Origin of the sequence: Pseudomonas sp. CM27 (assembly GCF_013179515.1) — a bacterium.
Lineage (GTDB): Bacteria > Pseudomonadota > Gammaproteobacteria > Pseudomonadales > Pseudomonadaceae > Aquipseudomonas.
This window is the reverse complement of record NZ_JABMCN010000119.1, coordinates 1-17,439: the sequence shown is the minus strand read 5'-3', so window position 1 is coordinate 17,439 and position 17,439 is coordinate 1. Positions and strand designations below refer to the sequence as shown.

At 64.5% G+C, this 17,439-nt stretch carries 19 protein-coding genes and 1 pseudogene; 7 read left to right on the top strand and 13 right to left on the bottom strand.

Annotated features, from left to right (window positions below):
- Positions 1–411 (bottom strand): annotated as a pseudogene (locus HP547_RS15995) (RND transporter); the annotation flags it as partial.
- A 190-nt stretch (positions 412–601) separates the two neighbouring features.
- Between HP547_RS15995 and HP547_RS15990 the strand changes: the two are divergent.
- A complete protein-coding gene (locus tag HP547_RS15990) occupies positions 602–1,549 on the top strand; it encodes a LysR family transcriptional regulator (protein WP_172286798.1) in 948 nt (315 codons plus the stop codon).
- Positions 1,550–1,623: 74 nt separating this feature from the next.
- Positions 1,624–2,598, top strand: a complete 975-nt coding sequence (locus tag HP547_RS15985; RefSeq protein ID WP_172220800.1) for a D-glycerate dehydrogenase — start codon at positions 1,624–1,626, stop codon at positions 2,596–2,598.
- Between the two features lie 72 nt (positions 2,599–2,670).
- Here HP547_RS15985 and HP547_RS15980 read toward each other — a convergent pair whose 3' ends face one another.
- On the bottom strand, positions 2,671–3,573 hold the full coding sequence (locus tag HP547_RS15980) for a DMT family transporter (protein ID WP_172286797.1): 903 nt from the start codon (positions 3,571–3,573) through the stop codon (positions 2,671–2,673).
- 275 nt (positions 3,574–3,848) lie between these two features.
- On the opposite strand from HP547_RS15980, the gene HP547_RS15975 reads away from it, so the two are divergent.
- Positions 3,849–4,724, top strand: coding sequence for an AraC family transcriptional regulator (locus HP547_RS15975; protein ID WP_172220805.1), 876 nt, complete (start codon positions 3,849–3,851; stop codon positions 4,722–4,724).
- A gap of 138 nt (positions 4,725–4,862) precedes the next feature.
- On the opposite strand, the gene HP547_RS15970 is transcribed toward HP547_RS15975, so the two are convergent.
- The 6 genes from HP547_RS15970 to HP547_RS15945 all read right to left on the bottom strand — a co-directional run bounded on the left by HP547_RS15970 (position 4,863) and on the right by HP547_RS15945 (position 11,135).
- On the bottom strand, positions 4,863–7,250 hold the full coding sequence (locus tag HP547_RS15970; protein WP_172286796.1) for a TonB-dependent siderophore receptor: 2,388 nt from the start codon (positions 7,248–7,250) through the stop codon (positions 4,863–4,865).
- Between the two features lie 119 nt (positions 7,251–7,369).
- Positions 7,370–8,353, bottom strand: coding sequence for a FecR family protein (locus tag HP547_RS15965; protein ID WP_172286795.1), 984 nt, complete (start codon positions 8,351–8,353; stop codon positions 7,370–7,372).
- Positions 8,350–8,925 carry an RNA polymerase sigma factor gene (locus HP547_RS15960; RefSeq protein WP_172220814.1) on the bottom strand — a complete coding sequence of 192 codons (576 nt, stop codon included), beginning with the start codon at positions 8,923–8,925 and terminating at the stop codon, positions 8,350–8,352. Before HP547_RS15960 ends, HP547_RS15965 begins: the two co-directional genes overlap by 4 nt.
- Positions 8,926–8,929: 4 nt before the next feature.
- The gene (locus HP547_RS15955) at positions 8,930–9,256 is read right to left on the bottom strand and encodes a DUF3325 domain-containing protein (protein WP_172220816.1); all 327 of its coding nucleotides are present in this window, start codon (positions 9,254–9,256) and stop codon (positions 8,930–8,932) included.
- Complete coding sequence (locus HP547_RS15950; protein WP_172286794.1) at positions 9,256–10,833, bottom strand: PepSY domain-containing protein; 1,578 nt, start codon at positions 10,831–10,833, stop codon at positions 9,256–9,258. The genes HP547_RS15955 and HP547_RS15950 overlap by 1 nt, the downstream gene beginning before the upstream one ends.
- Entirely contained in the window at positions 10,830–11,135 is a 306-nt protein-coding gene (locus HP547_RS15945) for a DUF3649 domain-containing protein (protein ID WP_172220821.1), read from the bottom strand. Before HP547_RS15945 ends, HP547_RS15950 begins: the two co-directional genes overlap by 4 nt.
- A 319-nt stretch (positions 11,136–11,454) precedes the next feature.
- On the opposite strand from HP547_RS15945, the gene HP547_RS15940 reads away from it, so the two are divergent.
- The gene (locus HP547_RS15940; protein ID WP_172220824.1) at positions 11,455–11,802 is read left to right on the top strand and encodes an HPF/RaiA family ribosome-associated protein; all 348 of its coding nucleotides are present in this window, start codon (positions 11,455–11,457) and stop codon (positions 11,800–11,802) included.
- Positions 11,803–11,925: 123 nt separating this feature from the next.
- The gene (locus HP547_RS15935) at positions 11,926–12,216 is read left to right on the top strand and encodes a DUF3509 domain-containing protein (protein WP_172220827.1); all 291 of its coding nucleotides are present in this window, start codon (positions 11,926–11,928) and stop codon (positions 12,214–12,216) included.
- Between the two features lie 3 nt (positions 12,217–12,219).
- Here the strand turns inward: HP547_RS15935 and HP547_RS15930 are convergent, their stop codons facing one another.
- Positions 12,220–12,690 carry a phosphate-starvation-inducible PsiE family protein gene (locus tag HP547_RS15930; RefSeq protein ID WP_172220830.1) on the bottom strand — a complete coding sequence of 157 codons (471 nt, stop codon included), beginning with the start codon at positions 12,688–12,690 and terminating at the stop codon, positions 12,220–12,222.
- A 230-nt stretch (positions 12,691–12,920) separates the two neighbouring features.
- Between HP547_RS15930 and HP547_RS15925 the strand changes: the two genes are divergently transcribed.
- The gene (locus HP547_RS15925; protein ID WP_016489064.1) at positions 12,921–13,184 is read left to right on the top strand and encodes a YebG family protein; all 264 of its coding nucleotides are present in this window, start codon (positions 12,921–12,923) and stop codon (positions 13,182–13,184) included.
- A 187-nt stretch (positions 13,185–13,371) separates the two neighbouring features.
- On the opposite strand, the gene HP547_RS15920 is transcribed toward HP547_RS15925, so the two are convergent.
- On the bottom strand, positions 13,372–14,391 hold the full coding sequence (locus HP547_RS15920) for a Glu/Leu/Phe/Val dehydrogenase (RefSeq protein ID WP_172286793.1): 1,020 nt from the start codon (positions 14,389–14,391) through the stop codon (positions 13,372–13,374).
- A gap of 124 nt (positions 14,392–14,515) precedes the next feature.
- On the opposite strand from HP547_RS15920, the gene HP547_RS15915 reads away from it, so the two are divergent.
- On the top strand, positions 14,516–15,322 hold the full coding sequence (locus HP547_RS15915; RefSeq protein WP_172221771.1) for a SirB1 family protein: 807 nt from the start codon (positions 14,516–14,518) through the stop codon (positions 15,320–15,322).
- Here HP547_RS15915 and maiA read toward each other — a convergent pair.
- From maiA to HP547_RS15900, 3 genes are all read right to left on the bottom strand, one after another.
- Positions 15,316–15,948 carry a maleylacetoacetate isomerase gene (gene maiA, locus HP547_RS15910; protein WP_172286792.1) on the bottom strand — a complete coding sequence of 211 codons (633 nt, stop codon included), beginning with the start codon at positions 15,946–15,948 and terminating at the stop codon, positions 15,316–15,318. The genes HP547_RS15915 and maiA overlap by 7 nt on opposite strands.
- A 12-nt stretch (positions 15,949–15,960) precedes the next feature.
- Positions 15,961–17,253: a fumarylacetoacetase gene (gene fahA / locus HP547_RS15905; protein ID WP_172286791.1), complete on the bottom strand. Its 1,293-nt coding sequence runs from the start codon at positions 17,251–17,253 to the stop codon at positions 15,961–15,963.
- Between the two features lie 3 nt (positions 17,254–17,256).
- Positions 17,257–17,439: homogentisate 1,2-dioxygenase domain-containing protein (locus HP547_RS15900; protein WP_172286790.1), on the bottom strand; the 183-nt coding region annotated here is incomplete at its 5' end.

Here is a 17,439-nt window from a genome sequence, read left to right as displayed (position 1 = left end):
GGTGTTGGCGCCCGACAACGCGCCAGGGCCGTAGAACTGGTCTTCCGGCCAGTTATGGCGCTTGAGCGTGGCCTGGCCGGTGGCCTGGAGCTGCTCCGCCGACTCGACCACGCCGGCCATGGCCTTGGCTTCGCGCACCCGCGCCGCAGCCATGGCCAGGCTTGGGCTGCCGGCTACGGCCAAGGCAATCCAGCGGTCCAGCTGGGGGTCGCCATAGGCGTGCCACCACTGCTGGTCGGGCCAGTGGGCGTCGGTTGCGGCTTCACGCATGGCCGCATCAGGGGTCAGGGTATTGGCTTGCAGCGTCTTGCTTTGCGGGGCAATGCCCCAGGTTCCGATACAGCCGCTCAAGGTGAGGGCAAGGGCACAGGCACTGAACGCGTTGAGCGTTCTGATGATGCGACGCGGCACAGCTGCGATTTCCCGAGGAAGTGAAGAGGGGCCGGGCAATTCTAGGGGGCGGCAGCACTGGCGATAAGCGCAGATTCCTGCGAATCTTTGTTACCAAAACAGCGATAATCCGCCTTTGGTCGAAGACAACTTTTCATAACTTCGACGTTACTTCGTGACACACTTTTGTCCTCTATATCGAGAGTGACCCATGGACACCCTGCAAAACATGCGTGCTTTCAGTTGCGTCGCCCAGCTCGGCAGCTTCACTGCCGCTGCCGCGCAACTGGACACGACCACCGCGAACGTGTCGCGGGCGGTCTCCAACCTGGAAGCCCATCTGCAAACCAGGCTGCTCAACCGTACCACCCGGCGCATTGCGCTGACCGAAGCCGGCAAGCGCTACCTGATGCGTTGCGAACAGATTCTTACCTACGTGGAAGAAGCCGAGGCCGAAGCCAGCGACGCCCATGCGCGCCCGGCCGGGCAGTTGAAGGTGCACTCGATGACCGGGGTCGGCCAGCACTTCGTGGTCGACGCCATCGCCCGTTACCGCGAATCGCACCCCGACGTGACCTTCGACCTGACCATGGCCAACCGCGTGCCAGACCTGCTCGACGAGGGCTATGACGTGTCCATCGTGCTGGCCACCGAACTGCCCGATTCGGGGTTCGTGTCGCAGCGCCTGGGCATCACCTACAGCATCGTCTGCGCCTCGCCCGGCTACATCGCCCGCCACGGCGCGGCGCAAAAGCCCGTCGACCTGCTCAAGCACGCCTGCCTGCGCATGGTCAGCCCGGTCATCCCACTGGAAAAGTGGCTGTTCGACGGCCCGGAAGGCCAGGAAATGGTCAACATCACCAGCTCGCCGTTCATGGTCAACACCGCCGACGCCATGAAAACCGCGATCCGCAGTGGCATGGGCGTAGGTGTGCTGCCGATCTACTCAGCCATCGAAGGGTTGCGTGACGGCAGCCTGGTGCGGGTACTGCCCGAATACCGGCTGCAGGAACTGAACCTGTATGCCATCTACCCATCGCGCCAGTACCTGGACGCCAAGATCAAGACCTGGGTCGAGTACCTGCGCAATTCACTGCCGGAGATTCTGGCGGCGCATGAGGCAGACCTGAAAACCCATCAGGTGCTGATCGCCAACTAAAAAGCTGCTGCATTGCCGGGGTGGACAATGGTAGGTTGCTAACCATTGATTCCACCTTGCAGAGAAGTTGCCCGATGAAAAAAACCGTCCTGGCCTTCAGCCGTATCACCCCGGCCATGGCCGAGCGCCTGCAGCAAGACTTCAACGTGATCCTGCCGAACCCCAAGCTCGGCGACATCAATGCCCAGTTCAACGAAGCCCTGCCCGAGGCTCACGGCCTGATCGGGGTTGGCCGCAAGCTCGGCCGCGCGCAACTCGAAGGTGCGGCCAGGCTCGAGGTGGTTTCCAGCGTTTCGGTCGGCTACGACAACTACGACCTGGACTACTTCAACGAACGCGGCATCGCCCTGACCAACACCCCCGACGTGCTCACCGAGAGCACGGCCGACCTGGGCTTCTCGCTGATCATGGGTTGCGCCCGCCGCACCGCCGAGCTGGATGCCTGGACCAAGGCCGGCAACTGGCAGGCCACGGTGGGCCCGGCCCACTTCGGCAGCGATGTGCATGGCAAGACCCTGGGTATCGTCGGCATGGGCAATATCGGCGCAGCGCTGGCGCGCCGTGGCCGCTTCGGTTTCAACATGCCGATCCTGTACAGCGGCAACAGCCGCAAGCCCGCGCTGGAGCAAGAGCTGGGCGCGCAGTTCCGCAGCCTTGAGCAGTTGCTGGCCGAAGCGGACTTCGTGTGCATCGTGGTGCCGCTGTCCGATGCCACCCGCAAGCTGATCAGCACCCGCGAGCTGAAGCTGATGAAGCCAAGCGCCTTCCTGATCAACATCGCCCGTGGGCCGGTGGTGGACGAGGCGGCACTGATCGAAGCGTTGCAGAACGGTACCCTTCGCGGGGCCGGCCTGGATGTGTACGAAAAAGAGCCGTTGAGCGATTCGCCATTGTTCAAGCTGCCCAATGCGCTGACCTTGCCGCATATCGGTTCGGCCACAGCCGAAACCCGCGAGGCCATGGCCAACCGGGCGATGGACAACCTGCGTGCGGCGCTGCTGGGTGAACGCCCGCGGGACCTGGTGAACCCGCAGGTGTGGAAGGACTGATAGTTCGCTACTGCCTGCACCGGCCGCTTCGCGGGCATGCCCGCGAAGAGGCCGGTGCAGGCAATGCACCACCTATTTAGCCATCACGACAGGCTCAGCCACCCTGGCCTTGGACTTGCGAAACACCAGCACATTCCCCGCCATCACCGCCACCAGCCCAAGCAACGCTGGCGGCGTCCACTGGTACCCCTCGACCACCGCCGACACATTCAACGCCACCAGCGGGAACAGCACCGTGCAATAAGCCGCCCGTTCCGGCCCCATGCGGCCAACCAGGGTCAGGTAGGCGGTGAAGCCGATCACCGACCCCGGTATCACCAGGTACATCAACGAGCCGATATAGCGCGTGTTCCATTCCATGGTGAAAGGCACGCCGCTGACAACGCAATACACGGCCAGCATCGTCGCGCCATAGACCATGCCCCAGGCATTGGTGGTCATCGGCTTGAGCCCGGCCTTCTGCTGCATACTCGAAAGCAGGTTGCCCGCTGAAAAGCACAGCGTGCCGAGCAACGCCAGGCCAAGGCCATACAAGGCCTCGCGGCTGGCCGCGTGGTGGGCCAGCTCCGGCCAGAACAGCAAGCCCAGGCCAAGCAGCCCCAGGGCGCCGCCGCCGAGCACATTGCTGGCGATCTTCTGGCCGAAGAACACCCGCGCGTTCAGCGCGTTCCACAGGGTGGCAGTGGAGAACACCACGGCGATCAGGCCGCTGGCGATCCATTGGCTGGCGGTGAGAAAGCACATGAAGTTGACACAGAACAGGCACAGGCCCTGGACCAGGCAGATGAGATGGCCACGACGGTTCATCGGCTGCAGGCGGCGGGTGAGCAGCAGCAAGGCGAACAGGATCAGGCCGGCCAAGGCAAAGCGGTAGACGATCGAGACCGGGATGGCGACCACGCCCAGTTGCAGTTTCAGGGCGATCCAGGTGGTGCCCCAGATCAGTACGGTGAGCAGGTAGAGCGACAGGTTCATCGGTGGGGCTCCTAAAGCGAACGACCAGACATCCCGGGGCCGCTGTGCGGCCCATCGCCGGCGAGCCAGCTCCCACAGGGACAGCATCAAGCTCAAGCCGGGCGCTGTCCCTGTGGGAGCTGGCTTGCCGGCGATCGAGGGCGCAGCACTCGCGGCGGCATTCCAGTGTTCCCCCGGCGAGCCCCCAGCGCTTGCACAAACTTGCGCATTTGTCCCGCCGATGGCTGTAAGCCGGCCCAAGCCGCAGTACGATGGCTGGCAAGAGGAGCCCGCCCATGACCCCACTCACCCAACTGCAAGTGTTCACCGCCATGCAAGCCTCACCCCACGCCTGCCTGGAGTTGAGCGCGCACCTGGGCGACGGGCTGGCGGCGGCGTTGTGGAGCAACCGCGACGATGCCCGCGACTATCAGGCGCCAAGCCATCACACCCTGTCGTGCTACATCGCCGACGGCACCGGCACCTTCCGCCGCCAGCGCCCGGCCGACAAGGGCGCACCGGGCAAGCTGTGCATCATGCCGGCCGGCCATGAGTCGAACTGGGTGGTGAACGGCGGCATTCGCCTGGCGCACCTGTACGTCAGCGAGGCGCAGTTCGCCCTGGGCTGCGTGCGCCTGCTCGACCGCGAGCCACGCGAACTGCAGTTGCAGGAAGCGACCTTTCTCGACGACCCGCAACAGGCCGTACGCTTTCGCCAGTTGATCGGACTGGCCTGGGACGAGCCTGGCGAGCGCTTGCTGGCCAGCAGCCTGGCGCACGCAATCGTCGACCATGCGCTGCTCAGCCAGGTCGGGCTGCGCCATGGCCTGCGGTTGAAAGGCGGCCTGGCGCCGAACCTGCGCCGGCAGTTGGTCGACTACATCGAAGCGCACCTGGACCAGCCCATCACGCTCGGCGAACTGGCTTTGCGCTGCAACCTGTCCGAATACCACTTTGCGCGCATGTTCCGCAGCAGTTTCGGGCTGCCGCCGCACCAGTACCTGCTCGCGCGGCGGTTGCACCAGGCGTGCCAGTTGCTGCGCCTGGGGGTGATGCCATTGGGCGAGATCGCCCTGATGTGCGGGTTTGCCAGCGCCAGCCATTTCAGCAACCGGTTCCGCCAGGCTTTCGCTGCAACACCGGGTGAATATCGTGCGGCCATTCGCGGCTAAAGCCACCTGCCTGGCTGGTTTCACTCCGTGAGCATACGCATGACCTGTAGGAGCAGCCTTGTGCTGCGAAGAGGCCACTTTTGCCTTACCGGCCGCTTCGCAGCGCAAGGCTGCTCCTACAACCGCGAACAGGGCGGCTCAGAACTCGAAGGTGCTGGACAAACTGACCTGTCGCGCATCGCCGATAGCCACAAAGTACTGGTTCACCGCCGAGCTGTAGTAAACCTTGTCGAACAGGTTCTTCACGTTCAGCTGCAACAACACCTTGTGCTCGTCGAACCGGGTCTCGTAGCTGGCAAAGGCATCGGCCACGGTATAGGACGGCAAGTCGAAGGTGTTGGTCGAGTTGCCGCTACGTTCACCTACATAGCGCGCCCCTGCCCCTACCCGCAGCCGGTCGCCGCCAAACAGTTGGCCCCAGTCGTACACCGCCGACAGCGAACCGCTGTGCCTGGCCACGTTCTGCAGGCGGTTGCCTTGCAGGGCCGGGTCCTTGGTCACCTTGGCGTCAGTGAAGGCATAGCTGCCGATCAGGCTCCAGCGGTCGCTGAGCTGGCCACTGAGGTCAAGCTCGACCCCCCGTGAGCTGACTTCACCCGCGTTGCTGTAGACCGTTTCACCGGTGCCCGTATCGAAATTGGCCACCAGCACGTTGCGCTTGGTGATATCAAACAGTGCCAATGTCCCGGTGAGGCTGCCGGGGATATCCAGCTTGGCCCCGATTTCCCACGCCTTGCCCTCCTCCGGCGCGACGGAGGAATCCAGCACCACGCCCCCGGTCAACGGCGCAATGCTGGAGTTGGGCTTGAACGATTCGCTGTAGCTGCCATAAAACGACAACTGCTCGTCGACCTTGTACACCACCCCCGCATGCGGCACCCAGGCCTGACCACTGTTGTCGGTGTTGGCCGTGAACGGGCGCCCCCGGCCGGCATACTGGTCAAACTGCTGGAAGCGGGCACCGGCGACCAGGATCCAGTGCTCGTCGAGGTGCAGTGAATCCTGCAGGAACAGCGCATCGGTACGCAGCTTGTCGGTCTGGTCGCTGTCACTGGCACGCACGCTGGTGCCCTCCACTTCCTGGCCGTATATCGGGTTGGTGTAGCTGAAGGTGGACTGCGCAGTCTGGCGGATCAGATCGCCACGGAAGACCTTGCGGTCTTCATGATCGATGCCGAACGACAGGTCATTCTGCAGGCCTGCCAGTTCGACGTTGCCGTTGAGGCTCAAGGTAGCGAACTGGTCGCGACTCATGGCGTTATGGGTGCCGTCGATGCTGCGGCTCAAGGTGCCCTTGGCTTCATTCACCGCGGTCACCCGCACCTGGCTTGCGTCGTAAGTCTCGCGGTTGAAGCTGTAGCCAAAATGCAGCTTCCAGTCATCCGCCAGCTGGTGGTCGACTTCCAGCCGGTACAGGTCGGAGCGCCCTTCCATGTCGTTGAACGGCTCGTCCAGGCGCCGTGTAGCCGGGATGTCGAGCGGGTGGCCGTTGCTGCCGAACGCCGTGCCGCGGTCGAACGGGTAGAGGAATTCGCGGTGCTCGTAGGCCAGCACCACTTGCGTGTCTTCGCCCAGCCAGGCCAGCGAGGGCGCCAGCAGCGACTCGCGGTGCACACCGTAGTTGCGCCAGTAGTCCTCGTCTTCGTGGTCGACGATCAGGCGGTAGGCAAAGTTGCTGTCGCCCAGCGCGCCGGTGCTGTCGAGCCCGCCGCCGCTGCCGTTCTTGCCACTGCCGTAGCTCGAGCCGCGCACGGTAAGGGCGTTGTACTGTTCAAGCTGCGGGCGCTTGCTGACCACGTTGATCACCCCGCCCGGGTCCTGGATGCCGTACAGCAGCGAGGCCGGGCCCTTGAGCACTTCGACTCGCTCGGTGCTGGCGTTCAGGCTACGACCCTGCACGATGGGCATGCCATCGCGCATGATCGAACCATCACGGTTGTCGCCGAAGCCGCGCTTCATCACCGTGTCCGAGGTGCCACCAAAATTGTTGCCCTGGGTGATACCGCTGACGTTGGCCAGGGCGTCATCGAGGTTGCGCGGGGCCTGGTCGCGAATGACCTGGGCCGGCACCACGTTGATTGCCTGGGGGATGTCCTGGTTCTGCCCCTGCCCGCGCATGATCGAGGCACTGGCCGGGGGCTGGTAGCTGAAGCTGTCCAGTTGCGAGGTTACGGTGGTGGCCTGCAGGTTGAGAGCGCCGGAGGTGTCCAGCGCTTCCAGGGTCAGGGTGCGCCCGTCGATACGGCGCCAGGCCAGGCCGGAGCTGCCCAGCAGCAGTTGCAGCGCCTGCTCGGCTGGGTAACTGCCATGCAGGGCCGGCGCTTGCACGCCTGGCAATTCCAGGGTGTAGACAACGCTCTGGCCAGTCGTGCGGCTGAACGCGTTGAGTGCCTGGGACAAGGGCTGCGCCGGCTGGGCGAAGGCGAATACCTGCTGCTCGGCGGCGCAGGCCAGGGGCGCGACAGCCATGGCCGGGAACGCAGCAAGGCCGAGCCAGAGGGGAACGCAACACGGGGTGAACTTCATGGACGCTGACCTGTGAGAGGGATATTACTGCGAATGAATCGCACTTCCACTCATTACACGGATGCCACGTCCTGCTACCTCACCCGCTGCCTGAAAATATTTTTTGTTGGTGCAGGCGACTAGCGGATCAGGGTCAACCGCCCCAGCACTGTCTGCTGCGAAAACCCCATTACCTTGCCCAGCGAACCCAGCGCTTGCAGCGGCTCGGCTACCGGAAAACTGCCGCTGACCTTGCGCTGCCCCAGTTCTTCGTTGAGCAACAGGATGCGCCCTGGGTGATAGCGCCCCAGCTCTTCAATCACCTGCGCCAGCGGGGCCTGATAGTAATTAAGCCAGCCCTGGCGCCAGGCCAGGCGGTTGTCGCTGTCCACTGCCAGGGGGGCGCCTGCCCGACCTGCGGCGTAGGCCACTTGTTGGTTGGCCGTCAGCTCACGCGGTGCGGCGCCCTGTGCCGGGCTAACCGCCACGCGCCCGCTGCGCACGGTGACCTGGGCACCCTCGCCCTGCTCACGTACCTCGAATTGCGTACCGAGCACCCGGACTTCGCCACCGGCAGCCTCCACCAGAAAAGGCTCGCCAGTATGCGTGACCTGGAAGAATGCGGCACCGTGCAGCAAGCGCACACGGCGCTCCCCCTTCACGAAATCGACCGCAATCGCGCTGCCCGCATCCAGCGTCACCTGCGACTGGTCTGCCAAAGTCACCTGGCGGATTTGCCCGGCACTGCTGTAGTCAGCTTGCAGGTCCTGTAGCCAGTACCCCGGGTGCCAGCCACCGGCGACACCCACTGCCATCACCAGGCAGGCCGCCATTGCCAGCGCTGCGCCCCGCTGCCACCAGCGGCCCATGGCCGGCGGTGTTGCCATGGCGTCCAGGTAGCGTTGCAGGCTTTCATGCTCTTCCTCGGCCAGACGCGCTGCCGGGGCAGCGCTTTTCTGCCACAGCGCCTGGGCTTGGGCATAGGCGGCACGGTGGCCAGGGTCGGCCAGCAACCAGCGCTTGAACGCCGCCCCTTCGGCTTGCCCGGGCTGCTCGTTGATACGCCTCAGCCACTGCAGGGCAGCCTGGGATTGCGCCTCGGTGATCGGGGGTAAACGGCTCATCGACGGGCGCTCCCTGGCCGGCGTGGGGTGGACGCGGGCTCGGCAATACTCGCCTTGCACGCTTCGAGGGCGCGCATCATATGCTTTTCCACGGCGCTCCGGGACAGCTGCATGGCGTTGGCGATCTCGCCGTACTTGCAGCCATGGATGCGGTTCAGCAGGAATATCTGCCGGGTGCGTTCGGGCAAAGCGCGCAAGGCGGCCTCGATGCGCTGCAGGTCGTGATCGACTGCCACGGCCTGCTCCGGCGCCCGGGCCATGCTCGCTTCATCCATCGACCAGGCGGCTTCGGCCACGCGTTCGCGGCTGCCCTCGCTGCGCAGGTGGTCGATGGCCAGGTTGCCAGCGCAACGCAGCAGGTAGGTGTCCAGCGCCTCGACCTTGAGCTCCGGGCGGCGCCAGAAGCGCAGGAACAGCTCCTGGACCAGGTCCGATGCCGTGGCCCGACAACCCACCCGGCGGCTGACCATCGCCTCCATGCGTGCGCGCTGGGCCTGGAACACCTGGACGAAGCGGGCCCGCCCGCCGGCGCTGTCGGCGCCCGCCTCGTTGCTATCGCGCTGCTCGCTCATCGGGTCACACGGCAAACACGGCCAGCAGCGGGCCCAGCACCACGCTGGCCGCGGCCAGCCCCAGCAGCAGGCGCGGCTGGTAGGGCAGGCCAAACACCCACAGGGTCGCACCGGCCATGATCACCGCCGTCCACTCCACCAGGCCATGGCCCCAGCCGCGCAGCTGCACGCTGAGGATCAGCGACAGCATCAGCAGCAGCCAACCGGCAACGCGCAACAGGCGCAGCTGGCCGGGGCGTGGCTTGCGCCCGAGCAGGTCGTTGAAGTGCTTTTCCATGGCCAGGCACAGGGCGACGAACCCTGCGAAGGCGATCAATGCGTTACCCAGCATCAGCTCGCCTCCGCTGTTTCAGTGCCCGGCGTCTTGGCCGCACGCGGGGCCCGCTTGGCCGAAGATTTGGGGCTGCGCAGCATCTTGCCGGCCAGCCAGGCCAGGAACAGGCCAGTGCCCAGTGCCGTCAGGTCGAAGCCGGCCATGGCCCAGTCCCCCGCCTGCAGCGAGTGGTTCAGGCCGCGCTCGGTAGTCAGGCCGTTGAGCAGCGGCAGCAAGGCAAAGGCCAGCGCGCCCAGCGCCAATTGCTCAGCCCAGGCCCGGCGCCCGCTGCGCAGCACGGCATGCACCAGTGACAGGCCCCAGCCGATGAAGAAGGCATTTACCTCCCAGTCGGCGCGACCGTCGACGCCCATCGGGATCAGCCGGTTGGCCCAGAAGAACCCCGCCACGGCCAGCAGCAGGCCGCTCATGCTGGCGATATTGAGCACCTCGACCAGGCGCAGCTCGCCCGGCACGTGTGCGCCTTTGGCATGCTTGAGCTGCCGCTTGCCCAGCCACATCACCAGCCCGGTGCCGATCACCGCGGTGCCCGCCACGCCGAAGAAGAAGTACAGCCAGCGCAGCCAGGGCCCGGCGAAGTTGCCCATGTGCAGGCCGGCGAAACTGAAGGCGGTCATCATCGCCCCGCTCTCCGGCTTGCCCTGGCTCAACAAGGCGCCACTGGCGCCATCGAAGGTCCAGTTGGCGCTGCGCCGGTAGGCCACGTGGTCGGCAGCGGACTGGGTAAAGGTGACGCGGGCATTGCTGTCGCCCGGGTTCTGCACCTGGATATTGCCGATACGCGCGCCCGGCTGCAGTTCCTGCACCTTGGCGTACAGGCTGGGCAGCGCTACCAGGGGCGTGGCCAGCTGGGCGGCCTTGGGCGCGTCGTTGCGGCCGAACAGGTCGTTGAAATACTTGTCGGTGTTGTTGCCATAACTGGCCATGATGCCCGCCGGCATGACCATGTACATGAACAGCACCAGGCTGCTGTAGCTGATCATCAGGTGGAACGGCAGCACCAGCACGCCAATGGCGTTGTGCCCGTCCAGCCAGGAGCGCTGGCCCTTTCCGGGGCGGAAGGTGAAGAATTCCTTGAAGATCTTCTTGTGGGTGATGATGCCGGTGACCAGCCCCAACAGCATGATGAAGGCGCAGAAGGTCGACAGCCAACGGCCGAACGGGTACGGCATCTGCAGCTGGAAATGAAAGCGGTAGAAGAACTCGCCACCCCGGCTGTCGCGTGCCTCCACCGGCTGGCCGGTCTGGGTATCGAGGGTTTTGCGGGCGAAGCCGCGCGGCCCGCCGTTGGGGTCGCGGTACCCCACGCTCAAGGCCGCCTCGCGTGCGTTGGGCATGCGGATGAACCAGCTGGCCGAATGCCCGGCGTTGTCCTGCAGGTACCGCTGGGCCACCTCCAGGCTGCGTGTCGGGTCCAGTGCATGGCTGCGCACCTCGGGCTGTGCCCAGTGGGTGATTTCTTCCTTGAAATACGACAGCGTGCCGGTGAGGAAGATGGCGAACAACAGCCAGCCGAAGATCACGCCGGTCCAGGTGTGCAGCCAGGCCATGGCCTGGCGGAAGCCTTCTTTCATGGGTTTTTCATCCAGTAGGCGACGCCGCTGATCATCCCCAGCAGCAGGCTTGGCGCCAGTACCCCCAGCCAGGCACGCCAGGCGCTGCGGCAGGCGAAGCACCAGATGAACGCCAGCACGTAGAAGACGAACGACAGCAGCAGCCCGGTGAGCGTGGCATCGACCGTTGGCAGCGGCGCCACCAGGGCAATGCAGGCGCTGGCCATGGACGCCAGCAGGTAGCCGCCCAGCAATGCGGCCAGGCTGCGGGAGGTCACGGCCAGGCGATAGCTGAGCGACAGGCCAGCGGTTTTGCGCGTCATGGCGAGAGTCCAGACGTTTTCGGGGGTGCAATAATAATGATTTCAATTCTCATAAGCAAAGCCCCATGACGGGCAGTAGGTGGCTGAGTTGCGAACCTTGTATGTGCAGATCCCGCTGGCGTTCTCACCGAATGAATAGGACCCTGACCTATTGGATGGCGCGGCTGTACGGCCCATTTGCAACAAGAAATTTATTTTCACCAAGGGGTTGAAATCGTTGCACGGTTGCCTGACCTTAGAGTCAAGAGGCGCAGAAATTCCAAGGGTCTCAAGGGCCTGGACGCGCCTCCATGCGAGCAAGCTGAATAAGGATTGAATCATGCAAATCCAGGTCAACAGCAGCAACCATTTCGAAGGCAACGCCCGGCTCGACCAGTGGGTCCGCAGCACGCTGCAGAACTCGCTGGAACGTTACGAAGACGACCTCACCCGCATCGAGGTGCACCTGCGCGACGAGAACGGCGTCAAGCCCGGACCGCATGACAAACGCTGCCAGATGGAGGCTCGCCCCAAAGGCCACCAACCGATTTCCGTGACCCATACCGCCACCTCGCTGGACCAGGCGGTGGATGGTGCCGCGACCAAGCTGAATCACGCACTGGAACACTTCTACGGCAAGCTGCGCAGCAAGCGCGGCGTCCTCGAACTGAGCGACCCAGACGCCTGATCAACGTTGCAGAAAACGCCCGGCCATGTGCCGGGCGTTTTCATTGGTACCGATCAAAGGTGCTGAACCAATAGGCAATTTTCCCGGTCAACCCCTGCAGTCATTCACTGCAGAAGCAAGACCATGATCAATCCATTTGCCCGCATCAGTGCCGCCTTCGCCCCCGAATACCGGGTCAACCTGAGCATCGCAGACCTCGACGGCAGCATCATGCTGACGCTGTCCGACGACGCCGGGGTGGTCGCCAAGCGCCTCATCACCCAGGCCCAGCGCAACGACCCGGTGCGCCTGCAACGGGTCATCGACAGCATCCGCCTGGGCCTGGCCATCGAACTGGGCCAGAACCCCATGCAGGTGCTGGCCGCGCTGACCCGCGATGCGGGTCATGAGCCGCGCCATTTCATCGCCAACTGAGGGCTACTTGCCCTCCTCCACTTCCTTGCCGTGGGCATCCAGCACCTTGGTCGAGGGGTAGCGGTACGAGGCGTAGCGCACTACCAGGATCGCGAACGCCAGCAGCAGAATCCCGCCGCACACGTACAACAGGCCCACATCCGGCGCCTTGTGGTGCGAGACATCGCCGATCAGCAGGCGGGTCAGCGCGGTGATCGCCACATATAGCAGGAAGCGGATCGGCATGTGGTTGGTCTTGAAGTAGATACCGACCATTGCCCCCAGCTCCAGGTAGATGAACAGCAGCAGGATGTCATCGACGCTCACTCCTCCTTTGCCGAGCATGTCCAGAAAGGTCACCACCGCCGCATAGGCCGTGATCGCGCCAATGCCGAACAGCGCCAGGTAGTGGAAGGCCTCGACACACAGGTTGCCCAGCGAGTCTGCCGAACCGTGCAGGCCCTTGCGCAGCTTTTCTGCCCATTTGATGTCCACGATGTTCCATTCCCCGATACGTCTTGAAGGATGATGCGTCAGCGGTGTGACGCTTGTGCCATGCAGTTAAAGGGCCAGGCCCCTTCGTTGGAAGGCGACCGATTGCCGCAAGGCACCTGTGCAGCAGGCTTTTGCCGGAAGAATCAGGTTGCGCAGCGATGGCAAATGCCATTACTGTATATGGATACAGTAAAAGCAACACAACCAGCAAAAAGGCATAGAGGTGATGAATGGCCGTCGAAGTGGTGTACCGCAGCAGCCGCGACCCGGAGCGCTTGTTCATGGATAAGGCCGAAGCAGACCGTCACGACAAGATGCTCGAACTGGCCGAGCGCCTGGCCGAGGTGCTGCACAAGGCAGTGCCCTCGCTGACCGAGCAGCAGGTCGAGGAAGCCGGTATCTACATGGCCAAGAACCGCGATGTGTTCGCCCGGGCTTTCAAGAGCCAGCCGGACGCGTTGGCCGAATTGCTCGAAGGTGGTGCAGCCGAGTGATATCGGCGGCGCACATCTCAAAGCATGCACAGGATCTGTAGGAGCAGCCTTGTGCTGCGAAGGGGCCAGCAGGGCAACAGGTTTGCGTAGGCAGTAATGCCGTCTTCGCAGCACAAGGCTGCTCCTGCAGGTAATGCGTTAGAAGCGGGTTCACTCGCGAAGAGGCCAGCCAAGCCGGTATCAACCCTCAGCCGTACAACAATCGCTCTGCCAGCATCTGCGCCACCCGCGCCGGCGAGCGCTTCTCGGCCTGCGCATGGCCAAACACCTCGGTGAGCCGTGAAGGTATCCCCGCAAGGTGCGCGGTGATGGTGCCCAAGTCCTCGCCACGGTGGGTAAGCGCCACATAGATCAGCCCACCGGCATTGATCACATAGTCAGGTGCATACAGTATCCCGCGCGACTCCAGCTGGTCGGCCACCTGCAAGGTGGTCAACTGGTTGTTCGCCGCCCCCGCCACTGCCGCACAACGCAGCTGCATCACGCTCTGCCCGTTCAGTACCGGCCCTACACCGCACGGGGCGAAGATGTCGCATGGGGTACTGATCAACGCATCGTTGCTTACAGGCTTGGCATCGAACTGCTCCATAGCCAGCCGTACCCGCCCTGGATCCAGGTCGCTGACCAGCAGCTCCGCGCCAACCGCATGCAGTTGCTCGGCCAACGCATACCCCACATTGCCCAACCCTTGCACCGCCACCCGCAGGCCCCTCAGGTCATCACTGCCCAGCCGGAACGAAGTGGTTGCACGGATGCCGGCAAATACCCCCATCGCCGCGTGCGGCGAGGGGTCGCCCGAGGCGGTGGTGCTGGTCACATGGGGCGTGCTCTGGGCGATGCAGTCCATGTCCAGGGTCGAGGTTCCGCTGTCCACGGCGATGATGAAGCGTCCCTGCAAGGTATCGATGAAACGGCCAAAGGCCTCGAACAGCGCAGCGCGGTTTTCCACATGGGGGTTGCGCATGATTACCGCCTTGCCGCCGCCCAGTTGCAGGCCGGCCAGCGCCGCCTTGTAGCTCATGCCCTGGGCCAGGCGAATGGCATCGGTCATGGCGCTTTCGTCATCGGCGTAAGGCAGGTAGCGGCACCCCCCCATGGCTGGGCCCAGCTGCTCGCTGTGAATCGCCACCACGGCCTTGAGGCCCGTGGGCGGGTCGGTGAACAAATGCAGCGACTGGGTACGGGTGCTTTGCATCAGTGCGAACATCGACAGGCTCCCCCACGAGGTGCTCCTACCAGTATAGGCATGCCGCCGGCGCCGGCACTGCCGCCGGACCACTGGACGAAACCGCGCGCCACGGCTAATACTCAAGCGTGTGTGGAGAAGCCCCATGAAGCCACGTCAAGCCTGCCTGGCCTGCCTGGAACGCGAGCCTGTCGCCCTGCTGGAAGCCGCATTGTGGATTGCCGCCGAGCACGACCGTAACGTCGAGCCTGCGGCCAGCCTTGTCATGCTGCATGCCCTGCAGCGCGAAGTCAGCGCCAACCTGCCGATGCTGCCCCTGTGCGAACTGGCCCAGCCGCTGCTGCGCCAGCTCAATGCGCTGGGTTTCCAGCAGGATGAGTATCACCCACTGCGCCCACATGCCGCGATGATGGACAAGGTGCTGCAGCGGCGTCGTGGCCAGCCGCTGACCCTGGCCATCCTCGCCCTCGAGCTGGCCCGGCGCCTGTCCATACCGCTGGAAGGCGTGGGCTTCCCCGGCCACTTTCTGCTGCGCGTGCCGGGTGCCGACCACCTGCTCGACCCCTGCGGCGGTCGGCGCCTGTACCCCAGCGATTGCCGCGAACTGCTGGCGCGGCAGTTCGGCCCGCACGTGGCGCTCACCGCCGAGCACCTGTGCAGTGCCAGCCCGCTGCAGATGCTGCAACGCCTGTCACGCAACCTGCGCCAGTTGCACATCAGCAACGACAACCACCTGGCGGCGTTGATCGATGCCGAGCGGGTCATGCAGCTGGGCCCGGTGCAAGTCAGCGACTACATGACCCGCGCTTCGCTCTACCAGCACCTGGATTGCCCACAGGCCGAGCGCTTCGACCTGGAGCATGCCTTGTTGCTCAGCGAAGACCCGGTCCAGCGCCTGAAGCTGTCCGAGCGTATCGGCAAGCTGCCGGCGGCGAACCGTTCACTTCACTGAGCCGGGCTGTCCGGCTGCTGGGCGGGGTGAGCCTTGGCGAACGCCGGGTGCCCGGCAGCCAACGCGGCAACCCGCAGGATGCGTGGGAAGCTGTCAAGGTCGATGTTGAAGCGTTCGGCCGCGTACAGCTGCGGGACCAGGTAGATATCCGCCAGCCCTGGCGTATCGCCAAAGCAGAAGCCCTCATCGCCAATCAGTTGTTCCACTGCTGTCAGCCCCTGGCTGATCCACTGGCCAATCCACTGGTTGACCTGGCCCTCGTCCTGGCCAGCGTGGCGCAAGCGGTTGAGCACACTGACATTGTGCAGCGGGTGAATGTCGCAACCGATAATTGCCGCCACGCCCCGCACCTTGGCGCGCGCCTCGGCCGTGGCCGGCAACAATGCAGGCTGTGGATAAACCTCTTCCAGGTACTCGATGATCGCCGGCGACTGCACCAGCAGCTCACCGCCATCGGTGCGCAATGCCGGTACACGGCCTTGCGGGTTGATGGCCAGATAATCCTTGCCGCGCTGCTCACCCTGCAGCAGGTTGACCGGCAGGGACTGGCAGGCCAGCCCCTTCAGTGCCAGGGCAATGCGCACCCGGTAGGACGAGGTGGAACGGTAATAGGTGTACAGCTCCATGCCCCTGCCTCCTCAGTTGGCTGCGATGACCGTGCCTCGGCATTCACCGAAGCCGATGCTGGCCACACCCTCGCGGGTGCAACGGGCACGCAGGATGATCTCGTCGCCATCCTCGAGGAACTTGCGCACCTCGCCGCTGGCCAGCTCCACCGGGAGCTTGCCGCCTTCGGTAATCTCCAGCAGGCTGCCGAACGAACCTGGCGTGGCCCCCGACAGCGTGCCCGAACCGAACAGGTCGCCTGGCTGCAGCTGGCAGCCGTTGACACTGTGGTGCGCAACCAGCTGCGCCACGGTCCAGTACATGCTGCGGGTGTTGCTGAGGGTCAGGCGGTGGGGGGCAACGCCCTGTTCACGCATGCGCTCGGTCAGCAGCAGTACCTCGAGTTCGATATCGAATGCACCGGCGGCCTGGTCGCGCTTGTCCAGCAGGTACGACAGTGGCTGCGGGTCGCCTTCAGGGCGTGCCGGCTGGGCACAGCGGAACGGTTCCAGCGCCTCGGCGGTGACCACCCAGGGGGAAACGGTAGTGATGAAGCTCTTGGACAGGAACGGGCCCAGTGGCTGGTATTCCCAGGCCTGGATATCGCGCGCCGACCAGTCGTTGAGCAGGCACAGGCCGGCCACGTGCTCGGCGGCATCGCCCACCGGGATTGCCTGGCCCATGTCATTGCCCTGGCCAATCCAGATACCCAGCTCCAGCTCATAGTCCAGGCGCGCACAGGGGCCGAAGCTCGGCTCGGTGTGCCCGGCAGGCAAGGTCTGGCCCTTGGGCCGGCGCACGTCGGTGCCGGACGGGCGAATGGTCGAGGCGCGGCCGTGATAACCGATCGGCACATGCTTGTAGTTGGGCAGCAGCGGGTTGTCGGGGCGGAACAGCTTGCCAACGTTCTTGGCGTGCTCGATGCCGACGTAGAAATCGGTGTAATCGCCGATCTGCGCAGGTACATGCAGCTGGCATTCGCTGGCCGGATACAGCGCAGCCTTCAGCTGCGCCTGGTGTTCGCTGTGCTCGCCAAGCAGCGCTTGCAGGCGCTCGCGCAGGGCGACGCGGGCACCGCGGCCAAGGGCGAAGAATGCGTTCAGCGCGCCGCCACAGGTGGCTTCGACAGCGGCTTTGGCCTCACCGTCGAAAAGGCCTGCGGCCAGCACCGCTTGCAGGTCGAGAACGGCATCGCCGATGGCCACGCCACAGCGTCTGGCCTCCCCAGGCCGGCTGAATATGCCCAGCGGCAGGTTCTGCAGCGGGAAGTCACTGTGCCCGTTGGCGTGCTCGACCCAGCTACGGGCATTGGCAGTGTGGTTCATGGGTTATCTCCGGTTCGGGGTGAAGGTGCTCGGCAAGGTGGCCCAGCAACTATCGTAGTCGGCCTGCAGTTGCGGGCATTCGAGGGCTTGCAGGCTCGGGCGCAGCACCTGGCTGGTCTCGAACATGAAGGCCATGGTGTTATCGATCTTGTGCGGCGCCAGGTCGGCGGCAATGGCCTTTTCGCA